We start from the raw sequence: 11,066 nt of genomic DNA on the forward strand, positions 1-11,066 counted from the left end.
TGATTCGTTGTTGAGGGCCCCATTGTGATTTAGGGCTTTAGGTTACATTTTATCGATTAATCAGGCGGCGGCGCTTTTCTCCGCGTTAGCGGCTTCGTCCAACATTGCGTTCGAGAGGGACGCGCCAAAAGCGGCGCGCCCCTCAACTTTATATATGGACTCCTCGTTTTTGCAAGCTTTTTCTTTCTGATTGCATTGGTCAGTAAACGCAGTTGCTTCCATATATCCGGCCTGTTATTGGGGTCTTGATACCCCTAGCCCTGATGGATATCCGCGTGTTTTCATCTCTATTACGTTATCAGCCTTGAAGGCTCTGGAGCTAATCGGATTGCTGAAAACACCGGTCTGACCTGTTTTGCCATCTTCTTGAAAAAACTTCGCAACTGGAAGTGCCTGTTCTTACTTCACTAAGTGTTAAACAGCGGACACTGCTGTAGTTTGTTAAACACTGGTTGGTGCCGATAAGTCATATTCCACTGACTTGGTCAGCAATGCCCAAACAATCCTGGCATTCTTATTCGCAACAGCGACGGCTGCAATATTGATATTGCGCCGTTTGACCAGCTCATTGATCCAGCGGCTTTGGGCATCGTCTTTCTTGGCGGCGGCATTGACCACCGCCCTGCCGCCATGAATTAATAGCGTGCGCAGATAAACATCCCCCCGCTTGCTGATGCCCAAGAGCTTAGGCTTACCACCACTGGAATCTTGCCTTGGCACCAAGCCTAACCAAGCGGCAACTTGCCGTGCTGAACCAAAGGCCTTGCCATCCCCTAGCGCGGCCAATATGGCGGTGGCGGTGATGGGGCCAATGCCAGGCACGTCACTTAGCCGTTGGCTCACTTCACTGGCACGGTGTACGGCCTGAATCTTCTCGCCGTAGGTCGTCACCTGTTTATCCAGTTCAACCAGTTGATCCTGCAAATCAGCAAATATCATCCTCGCCGCCATGGTCAGGTCGTTTTCGGCATCTTCCAGTATGTCGGGTAGCTGTTGCCGCACCTTGACTAACCCTATGGCGACAATAATGCCATATTCGGCCAACAAGCCCCTGATACGGTTAGCCAAGGCGGTCCGTTCCTTGACCAGCCCACTCCGCACCCGATGCAGCATCTGGATGTCTTGTTGCTCAATGCTTTTGATGGGCACAAACCGCATAGCAGGCCGGCCTACAGCCTCGCAGATGGCTTCTGCATCGTTGGCATCATTTTTGTTGCCTTTGACGTAGGGTTTGACGAACTGAGGGCTGATCAAACGGGCATCATGACCCAATTTAATCAACTCCCGTGCCCAGTAATGCGCTCCAGAACAGGCTTCCAAACCAATCAGGCAAGGTAACAAATTGGCGAAAAATTCTAGTAATTTATCCCGCTTAAGTTGTTTACGCAAGACGGTCTTTCCGTTAACATCGACACCGTGTAGCTGAAAAACGTTTTTTGCAATATCTAACCCAATTGTCTTAATATTCATGGCGGATTCCTCTTCTTCTGTTAAGTGGTGGCTTCCCTTCCACTTTGGCACATCGCGATGCCGTTGGGAAGGAGAGGAGTCCATACCATTACGTTAGGCAGTCATGATAAATGTACTTCGCTGGATAGCAGTCGCACCTATAACAATATTGGGGTTTGCAATTGGGCTTTTTCTAAGCTTACTGCTACACGATGGTATTAATGCCTTGTGTTCAAGCCTCGTAGGTCAGGGTGCGCGATAGCGTTCCCTGACACTTTGGTCGTTTGTGTCACATAACCGCATTCGCGGCAATGTGACCTACAATGCTGTGGATATTTTGTTAAAGCCTGGCGGGCACATGCTGTTTGTGCCCACGCGGAATGAACAGTACTCTTTGCGAGGGTTGCACGAAACACCGCAACCGCCTGAAAAGGGTGGGCAAAACCGCCTGCCCACATAAATTAATCGGTCAAAATAGTGGAACATAATCATCCCCATCATCACAACCACGAACACCATCACGCACCGGCAAATTTTGATCGTGCGTTCGCTGTCGGGGTCGTGCTTAATGTTGGTTTTGTTGTAACGGAAGCTATTTTTGGCACGTTAGCCAACTCCCTGGCGTTGGTTGCCGATGCGGGACACAATCTCAGTGATGTGTTGGGCTTGCTGTTGGCATGGGGGGCGAGTGTTTTGGCGCGTCGGTTGCCAACACAACGCCGAACTTACGGCCTGCGACGTTCTTCTATTTTGGCGACCTTGCTCAATGCGTTAGTGTTGCTTATCGCCGTGGGCGGGATTGCCTGGGAGGCCATCCTGCGGTTCAGCCATCCTGAATCAGTCGCCAGTGAGATAGTTATCGCTGTCGCCGGAGCGGGTATCCTTGTCAATGGTTTCACGGCCTGGTTGTTTATGTCGGGACAAAAACATGACATCAATATTCGTGGCGCGTATTTGCACATGGCGGCTGATGCCGCCGTTTCATTTGGCGTTGTCGTAGCCGCTATCGTCATGTGCTATACGGGGTGGTTATGGCTCGACCCCGTGGTGAGCCTTGTGATCGTCCTTGTTATCATTGTGGGCACTTGGGGCTTATTGCGGGAGTCGCTCAATCTGGCGTTAGATGCTGTGCCGGAACGTGTCCATCCTGCCGAAGTTGAAGCCTTCCTTGCGGGGCTTCCGGGTGTTGAAGCCGTCCACGACCTGCATATTTGGGGCATGAGCACCACGGAGATTGCCTTGACCGTCCACCTTGTCAAGCCAGATGCGACGATAGACGATGCCCTTTTGTCGCATATCAATGAAGAATTGCACCACCGATTTGGTATCGGCCACACCACCGTACAATTTGAGCTTGGTGATGAGTCCCATCCGTGTCGGCAAGCCCCGATGGAAGCCGTGTAGGTACGCGATACGGCTGTTGCGGGGATAGTGAAAAAGTCAAGTAGGGTGCGTTGTACGCACCATTAACGCCACCCAAGGTGCGTACAACGCACCCTACATAAAGTACCCAGTCCCGCCATCCTAAAGGAAGAACCCATGAGCGCCTGTTCGCAACAAAACTTTGCTAAGGTCAGCGCGAACGGTTTCAAACATTAATCAAAACCAAGCCAATCAGGATGTTATACTAATCCCAATAAATTTTTATTTGAATTCCCCTCATCCCGACCTTCTCCCTCTGGAGAAGGGATAATACGAGAATTTATTGGGATTGGTATTACTTGTCCACCGTACCCACCAAAATACCCGAAGCCATCATGGCATCCAATTCGGCCTCGATTTCGCTCACCAACAATTCCAAATGATTCAGTTTGATTTCGGTTCGGGTGCGTGAGGAATCCAGTAACTCCAACAGGCCTGTTTTGCCCAAACGATACGCATCCTCAGCCATTTGTTTCAGTGTAGGCAGTGTAGCGAGGACATCGCTTTCGAATTTGGCGAGCGTTTTGCGGCGTAGCTTTAAAACGTCAACTGAGCGCTCTAATTCCTGTCGCGTTGCGGCTATAAGCAATTCACGTTTTAACAAGACGGCGTGTTGTTCGGCGGATGCCCGTGCCATTCCGCCTTGGCCGCGATCAAAAAAAGGCAGGTCCACCGAAAATCCCGTAAAGACGGTATTGCCATAAGGCTTGTCCGTAAATGCCGTCCCAAACAGGTTACCAAATGACTACTCTGACGATTTAGGGCTTTTTTGCCAAGACTTAATCATTGATCGGGTTATTTAGGGATTCTTTAATAAACCAAATGATCCAGATGCCCTTGTCTTTTCAATTTTTTGCCACATTATGTAGTTAGACAAGGTAGAATTATCTGCTAATTCGAAAATTTAGGATACGAAAGTGTTTAGAGGAACGACCATACTCTCTGTACGCCGTGGTGACAAGGTCGTCATCGGCGGTGACGGCCAAGTGACGTTAGGCAATACGGTCATGAAAGGCAATGCCCGTAAGGTTAGGCGGCTTTATCATGACAAAGTGATCGCTGGATTTGCGGGCGCAACCGCCGATGCCTTTACCTTGTTTGAGCATTTTGAAGGTAAGTTGGAAAAGCATCGTGGCAACCTGACCCGTGCCGCCGTTGAAATGGCTAAGGACTGGCGCACAGATAGGGCTTTACGACGGCTTGAAGCTTTATTGACTATCGCTGACGCTAAAACGTCACTTATCATTTCAGGGACGGGTGATGTTATTGAGCCGGAATACGACCTGATGGCAATTGGTTCAGGCGGCGCATTTGCCCAAGCCGCAGCGCGCGCATTGTTGGAAAGCACCGACCTCAGCGCACGCGAAATTGTCGAGCGATCACTAAAAATTGCTGCCGACATCTGCATTTACACCAACCATAATCTACGGATTGAAGAACTGGATACAGAACCGAACGAGTAACGCATGAACCAAATGACTCCGAAAGAAATTGTTAGTGAACTGGATAAGCACATTGTTGGTCAAGCGGATGCCAAACGCTCTGTTGCGATTGCCCTCAGAAATCGGTGGCGTAGGCAGCATGTCGATCCGTCCATGCGCGAAGAAATCACTCCGAAAAACATTTTGTTGATAGGCCCAACGGGCGTAGGTAAAACCGAAATAGCACGGCGGCTGGCGCGTTTAGCAAATGCCCCGTTCATCAAGATAGAAGCCACCAAGTTTACCGAAGTCGGCTATGTAGGCCGCGATGTGGAATCCATCATCCGCGACCTGGCAGACACTGCGGTCAAGATGATGCGGATGTCGGAAATGGAAAAAGTCCAAACCCGTGCATTTGATGCCGCCGAAGACAGGATCCTGGATATTTTGCTGCCCGAAGCAGACGGTGGCATGATGTCGGAAACCGCCCAATCCACCCGTCAGAAGATGCGCAAAAAATTGCGGGAAGGCAACCTGGACGACAAAGAAATCGAAGTCGATGTCAATGTCATGCCGATGGGCGTCGAGATCATGGCACCGCCTGGGATGGAAGAAATGACCAGCCAATTGCAAGGCATGTTCCAGAACATGGGTTCTGGGCGGATCAAACCCCGCAAGATGAAAATCAGTAAGGCTTTGAAAGTATTGCGGGAAGAGGAAGCCGCCAAACTGGTCAACGATGAAGACATCAAGGTTAAAGCCGTAGAGGCCGTGGAACAAAACGGGATCGTTTTCTTGGACGAAATCGATAAAATCTGCAAGCGTTCCGATCATGGCAGCGGCGGTGAAGTCTCGCGCGAAGGCGTACAACGAGACCTGTTGCCCATCGTTGAAGGCAGTACCGTCAGCACCAAGTATGGCGTTATCAAAACAGACCATATCCTGTTTATTGCATCGGGCGCGTTTCATCTGACCAAGCCCTCCGATTTGATCCCGGAATTGCAAGGCCGTTTCCCTATCCGCGTCGAACTCAGCGCCTTATCGGCTGACGATTTTGTCCGAATCCTAACTGAGCCTAATGCCTCGTTAACCGAACAATATGTCGCCTTGATGGCAACCGAAGGCGTTGACCTGAGATTTTCCAGCGACGGTATCAAACGCATCGCCGAAATGGGTTGGCAGGTGAATGAAAAAACCGAAAATATCGGCGCGAGGCGTTTGCATACGATTTTGGAACGCTTACTGGAAGATATTTCCTATAACGCCCCAGACTTGATGGAGAAGGCCATCGTTATTGATGCCGATTATGTAGACAGTCATCTGTCCGAGTTTGTGGAAGACGAGGATTTGAGTCGGTATATTTTGTAAATGTGCTTTGTTGCACACGTCAATCGCAAGCCATGACCGAGGGATGCCGCAAATAAGTGCTGTAACTTTAATGGCGGGCGAATAGCTTTCCGCCCTATGTCATTTGCTTGGGTTGCCTAACGACAATTCCCCGTGCCGAATGACGAAAGTAACTATTGATTCGGCCTTTTAATGTCTGAACCGTTCGTGCTGAGCTTGTCGAAGCACACGCCGCCTTTCGACAGGCCCAAGGCGAACGGAAACTTAATGCCTTACAAGGCCGAATCTATAAGGGACTACACGACCTAAAGCTTCCAGGAAATAAATAACACGTCCTTGTGTTATTCTGGCAATAAAGCTACGTCAGTAAATTGATTATCTGATCACTTTATGTCCACGACCGCTCATACATTGGTTATAGGCATTACGAAACCTATCTTCAGCCGTAAAGCCTTGCTTGGCTGCGCCGCCCAAGCCGCCGGCGGCAGCGCCTATCGCCGCGCCCATGCCTGGATTTCCGGCAAATGCGCCGACCACGGCACCACCCGCAGCGCCCACTAAGCCTCCTACGCCAGCCCCTATGGCAGTCTCTTTCACCGTACTGCCGCCTGCGGATTGTTGTGCAAGTTGCTTACATTCGGCTGCGTCTTGATTGAGGCGGTATGCATTAGGGTCATTGTAGGTGTCAACCGTCGGCTGGTACCCTCCTTGGCTATAACACGCCGACAAAATTAAAGCGCTTGCGATAACCATACTGACTTTGATTGTTTTCATTTTATTACCCCTCTCGTTAAGTTGATATTTAAGTGTTGTACCAAGTTTAGTCAATCTTCTATGAATGGTGGCTGAATATCCAGCCCATGATAAATAAAGCCGATTAGGAATCCCTTAAAACTGTGAGCGGTGGCGTATTGACGACATGGCGCACTCCCCAACGGCCAGTGATACCGACGGCAAATGCCCCGATTAAGGGTAAGGCTATCCACAAATAATAGGTAGGCTGATAATCCATGGACAGTGCCCTGGTGTACAGCATAAAGAGCAAGGCTTCCGAAATGATGGCTGCCAAAATGCCCGAAACCAAGCCTAGCAAAGTGAACTCTATAAGATGCATTATCCGGAGCAAAACTCGGTTTGCGCCAAATGTACGCAGTAGCGCACTTTCATAAATACGATTGTCTAATGTCGAGTAAATGGCCGAAAACAATACGGTAAACCCTGCCATTAGCGCGAAATACAGCAAGTAGTTAATGGCTTGGGTCAATTGCATCAGGATCATTTTAAATTGTTTTAGGATTAGGTCCACTTCCAAAATTGTGATGGCTGGAAATTTTTTTACCAACTGGTTTAAGTAGTTTTTTTTATTCTCTGGGAGATAAAAACTGGTAATAAAAGTGCCGGGAAATGACTCCAGCGTTCCCGGTGAAAAGATCATATAGAAATTAGGCTTCATCGTGTCCCATCGTAGCGATCTTATACTGCTGACGGTTGCCGTCAGTTGCTGGCCGCCTACGATAAACAGCAATCGGTCGCCGAGATTTATTTTCAGGCTTTCCGCCAACTTTTGTTCAACGGAAACTTCCGCTTTTTTTTCTGTGGGCCACCATGATCCCTTAACGATTTTGTTGTCTTCAGGTAAGTTTTTTGTCCAGGTCAGGCTTAACTCCCGATGGGTGGCGTTTTCCCCTTGCGAATCTTTGGTGACTATTTTTTGCACAGGTACGCCGTTGATCTCAGTCAATCGCCCCCTGATAACGGGGTAAAACTGGCTGCCGCCTATGCCTTGTTCCTTGAAATCGGCTTGTACTGGGGACAATTGGTCAGGGAAGATATTGAGGGCGAAATGGTTGGGCGCATGTTCCGGTAGTTGTTGGCGCCAGTTTTCGATTAAGTCGTTGCGTACTGTGAAACTCAACGCCATTGCCACCAGCGTAATGGTGAAAGCAAGAATTTGGCTGACGGTGGCACGGCTATCCCGTAACAAGCCTTGCAATCCAAAGCGCCAGTTGAGGCTTAGGTTCGATAAAGACCGTCGGGTCAAGACCAGGATAAGGTGGGCCAATAATCCGAGTATCAGCAATAACGCCAGTCCGGTACAGAAGAGGGTGACTGTCATATTGAAGTCTTCCGTGTATCGCCAGATTAATACGCCCACGATGCTGAACGCTAAGCCGTAAACCAACCATGCGCTGGCGGGCAAGGGTGCCAAATCCCGGCGCAAAACCCGAACCGGAGAAACTTTTCTAAGTTGCAGCAAGGGCGGCAGGGCAAATCCCATCAGTACCGTCATGCCCGTCATTACCCCAAAGAAAACTGCCAGCATTCCTGGTTTGGCTACGGTTTGGGGCAGCAAATCCCTTAATAGGGTGAACAGTATTTCCTGTGCAAACCAACCCAGAGCACAACCTATGGCACTGGTCAGCAATCCCAAGATTAGAAACTGACCAATAAACAACCCAAGCACATCGTTTTGTTTACTGCCCAGGCAACGCAGTATGGCAGTCGCATCTAGATGGCGTTCGGTGTAACGGCGCGTCGCCATGGCGATAGCGACACCGGAAATAATGATGATCACGATACTGGACAAGCCCAGGTAGCGTTCGGCGCGGTTCAATGCTGAGCCCAATTCAGGGCGGTCTTCGTGGATGTCCAAGATGCGTTGGGCAAGATTCAAGTGTGGTTTGACCCATCTTTTGAATTCTGCCAATTGCTCCGGCTCTCCTCGGAACTGAAAAAAATAATGGACATGGCTGCCTGGTTGGATAATGCCCGTTTCCGGTAAATCTTGCTGATTCATCATTACGCGCGGCGAAAGGCTATAAATATCGCCTTGTTTGTCGGGTTCGTACGTAATAAGTTTGCTGGTTATCAGTTTTTTTTCACCGACAGTGACCGGGTCGCCCAGGTTGAGCTTAAGTGCAGACAAAATACGCTTTTCCACCCAGGCAAAACCAGGGGGCGGGCCTTGGTGTTCGATGGTTTCGGCTGAGTAATCGGATACGGTGGTTTTCAAAAATCCCCGTAAGGGATACTGCTCGCTGACCGCTTTGATACCGGCCAACAACAACTCGTCATGCTCGATCAAGACACTGGAGAACTCGGCAGTTTGCGCCTGATCCAACTTCATCCCCGTCGCTTTTTTTAGCCAGGATTCAGGGATGGGCACATGGCTGGAGATGACCATATCGGCTGCCAGGAATTCGGCGGTTTGGTCGGTCATCGTGCGTTCCAAACGGTCAGAAAACAAGGTGATCGCCGTGGAACTGGTGACCGCAATCAGCAAGGCGAGGAACAGGATGGTCAATTCTCCCGCCCGGCTATCCCGCCATAATAAGCGCAGGGCCAAGCCGAACAAGTTCATATCATCCTCCCCGCATCCAGCCTGATGATACGCTGGCAGCGATCCGCCAGGGTTTGGTCGTGGGTCACTAAAATGAGTGTTGCCTTGTTTTCAAGATTCAGTTCAAACAGCAACTCTATGATTTTCGCTCCCGTCTTGCTGTCAAGGTTTCCGGTCGGTTCGTCGGCAAACAATACCGCAGGTTTTGAGACAAAAGCCCGCGCCAAGGCCACGCGCTGTTGCTCGCCACCGGAAAGTTGCCTGGGCGTATGGGTGAGCCGTTCCGACAACCCTACCCGTCCCAATAAGGCGACCGCTGCCTGTTTGGCGTTAACTTCGCCCCTTAACTCCAGGGGCAACATCACATTTTCCAGCGCAGTTAACCCTTGCAGCAACTGAAATGACTGGAACACAAAACCAATCATTTGATTCCGCATGGCAGCCCTGCCGTCTTCGTCCATGTCCGTCAACGATTTGCCGTCGAGACGGATTGTCCCGGTTGTTGGGGTGTCCAGCCCTGCCAATAAGCTAATCAGGGTCGATTTTCCAGAACCGGATTCCCCGACGATGGCAACGCTTTCGCCGGATGCCACTTGCAAGTTTATCCCCGACAAAATATGCAGCGTACCATTGGAAGTCTTCACCGATTTGCCCAGGTTTTCAGTTACAATGATAGTTGTTGAAGTTTGGGTTTGCATCATGCTTAAGTTTGTTTTTGCAGTGGTTATTTCATTAGTATCCCTGTCCACAACGGCGAAATCAATTGTTGTGTTGGGCGATAGTATCAGCGCGGCATACGGAATTGAGGTAGGACAGGGCTGGGTGGCATTGGTTCAGGGCAAGTTGCAAGAAAAGTACAGCGATTACACCGTCAACAATGAAAGCATTAGCGGCGACACCAGCGCGGGCGGATTGGCTCGGATAGACGGCGTGCTGTCGCGGCATAAGCCCAGCGTCGTCATCATTGAGTTGGGGGCGAATGACGGTTTGCGTGGTTTGTCGCCAGCCGAGCTGAAAAACAATCTTGCCGAAATCGCCCGTCGCGCCAAAAAGTCTGATGCCAAGGTATTATTGCTTAGTATGCGGATTCCGCCTAATTATGGCAAACGCTATACCGAGATGTTTTACAATGTCTATCCGCAATTGTCCAAGGAGTTAAGCGTCCCTTATGTGCCGTTTATCCTTGAAGATGTCGCTTTGGTGAAACAATTGATGCAGCAGGACGGTCTACATCCCAATGAGAAGGCGCAAGCCGTCATTGTCGAGAAGATATGGCCGCATTTAGTTAACTTATTAAAATAACAATAAAAACCAGCTTAGAGATCACGAATGACACAACTTACCCTAGAAAAAGCCAATAAAATCATTAACGCAGCCACCCAAAAAGCCAGGTCATTGAATATGGCGCCGCTGACCGTGGTGGTATTGGATGCATCAGGACACCTGAAAGCCCTGCAAAGGGAAGACGGCGCAACGGTGATTAGGCAACAAATCGCCACCGCCAAGGCCTGGGGGGCGGTCAACATGGGCATTTCTTCCCGCAGTTTGGCCGCAGTCGCCGAACACCGTCCCGATTTTATGAACGCCCTGATCGGCCTGGCAGACGGAAAAATCATGCCAGTCCCAGGCGGCGTGTTGATCCGTGACAAGGGTAACGTGATTATCGGTTCGGTCGGGATTAGCGGCGATTCATCGGAGCAGGATGAGCGTTGTGCAATTGCAGGGATAGAGGCGGCGGGATTTGTGGCGGGGGTTTAGGTAGTGATGGATTTAGCTTTTAGGATGGATTAAAAAATCCGTTCGTGGTGAGCCTGTCGAACCACATATTCCCTCTCCCCTTGCGGGAGAGGGTTAGGGTGAGGGGTAATAAAGTGTCGCTAACGCGAAAGTTGATTTAAGTGTGGGTTCTCGTACCCACGGACGAGATACTTTTCTTTGCTTGTCCAAAGAAAAGTATCCAAAAGAAACGACCCCCGGATGCCGCTTGCTTCCTGCGCTTCTCGCATTTACCGGGGGTTGTCAAAAGGGACTTCCTTGTCCCCTTGACAACGTGCGGCATCCCTGCCGCACCCCTAACGGGYTATTCC

12 protein-coding genes are annotated in these 11,066 nt (G+C 50.1%); 6 read left to right on the forward strand and 6 right to left on the reverse strand.

All coding sequences use genetic code 11. From position 1 onward, the window contains the following. Positions 1-60: 60 nt before the first annotated feature. Together MGMO_RS20160 and MGMO_RS17945 are read right to left on the reverse strand one after the other, a co-directional pair. Positions 61-222, reverse strand: coding sequence for a hypothetical protein (locus MGMO_RS20160; RefSeq protein ID WP_023496508.1), 162 nt, complete (start codon positions 220-222; stop codon positions 61-63). Positions 223-441: 219 nt separating this feature from the next. Continuing rightward, a complete protein-coding gene (locus MGMO_RS17945) occupies positions 442-1,470 on the reverse strand; it encodes an IS110 family RNA-guided transposase (RefSeq protein WP_023496509.1) in 1,029 nt (342 codons plus the stop codon). 265 nt (positions 1,471-1,735) lie between these two features. Between MGMO_RS17945 and MGMO_RS20165 the strand changes: the two genes are divergently transcribed. After that, complete coding sequence (locus MGMO_RS20165; protein ID WP_161808523.1) at positions 1,736-1,909, forward strand: hypothetical protein; 174 nt, start codon at positions 1,736-1,738, stop codon at positions 1,907-1,909. Between the two features lie 17 nt (positions 1,910-1,926). After that, entirely contained in the window at positions 1,927-2,853 is a 927-nt protein-coding gene (locus MGMO_RS17950; protein WP_023496510.1) for a cation diffusion facilitator family transporter, read from the forward strand. 313 nt (positions 2,854-3,166) lie between these two features. Here the strand turns inward: MGMO_RS17950 and MGMO_RS17955 are convergent, their stop codons facing one another. Further along, the gene (locus MGMO_RS17955; RefSeq protein ID WP_268768321.1) at positions 3,167-3,604 is read right to left on the reverse strand and encodes a TolC family protein; all 438 of its coding nucleotides are present in this window, start codon (positions 3,602-3,604) and stop codon (positions 3,167-3,169) included. 184 nt (positions 3,605-3,788) lie between these two features. On the opposite strand from MGMO_RS17955, the gene hslV reads away from it, so the two are divergent. Together hslV and hslU are read left to right on the forward strand one after the other, a co-directional pair. Continuing rightward, complete coding sequence (hslV, locus tag MGMO_RS17960; protein WP_023496512.1) at positions 3,789-4,334, forward strand: ATP-dependent protease subunit HslV; 546 nt, start codon at positions 3,789-3,791, stop codon at positions 4,332-4,334. A 3-nt stretch (positions 4,335-4,337) separates the two neighbouring features. Beyond that, positions 4,338-5,660: an ATP-dependent protease ATPase subunit HslU gene (gene hslU / locus MGMO_RS17965; protein ID WP_023496513.1), complete on the forward strand. Its 1,323-nt coding sequence runs from the start codon at positions 4,338-4,340 to the stop codon at positions 5,658-5,660. 354 nt (positions 5,661-6,014) lie between these two features. Here hslU and MGMO_RS17970 read toward each other — a convergent pair whose 3' ends face one another. The 3 genes from MGMO_RS17970 to MGMO_RS17980 form a co-directional block, all read right to left on the reverse strand. Continuing rightward, on the reverse strand, positions 6,015-6,413 hold the full coding sequence (locus MGMO_RS17970) for a glycine zipper family protein (RefSeq protein ID WP_023496514.1): 399 nt from the start codon (positions 6,411-6,413) through the stop codon (positions 6,015-6,017). A gap of 103 nt (positions 6,414-6,516) precedes the next feature. Further along, complete coding sequence (locus tag MGMO_RS17975) at positions 6,517-9,000, reverse strand: ABC transporter permease (protein ID WP_023496515.1); 2,484 nt, start codon at positions 8,998-9,000, stop codon at positions 6,517-6,519. After that, complete coding sequence (locus tag MGMO_RS17980; protein WP_023496516.1) at positions 8,997-9,677, reverse strand: ABC transporter ATP-binding protein; 681 nt, start codon at positions 9,675-9,677, stop codon at positions 8,997-8,999. Before MGMO_RS17980 ends, MGMO_RS17975 begins: the two co-directional genes overlap by 4 nt. 1 nt (position 9,678) lies before the next feature. On the opposite strand from MGMO_RS17980, the gene MGMO_RS17985 reads away from it, so the two are divergent. Together MGMO_RS17985 and MGMO_RS17990 are read left to right on the forward strand one after the other, a co-directional pair. Then, positions 9,679-10,281, forward strand: a complete 603-nt coding sequence (locus MGMO_RS17985; protein ID WP_023496517.1) for an arylesterase — start codon at positions 9,679-9,681, stop codon at positions 10,279-10,281. A gap of 27 nt (positions 10,282-10,308) precedes the next feature. Continuing rightward, positions 10,309-10,737: a GlcG/HbpS family heme-binding protein gene (locus MGMO_RS17990; protein WP_023496518.1), complete on the forward strand. Its 429-nt coding sequence runs from the start codon at positions 10,309-10,311 to the stop codon at positions 10,735-10,737. Positions 10,738-11,066 lie beyond the last annotated feature (329 nt).

This window comes from Methyloglobulus morosus KoM1 (assembly GCF_000496735.2).
Taxonomy (GTDB): domain Bacteria; phylum Pseudomonadota; class Gammaproteobacteria; order Methylococcales; family Methylomonadaceae; genus Methyloglobulus; species Methyloglobulus morosus.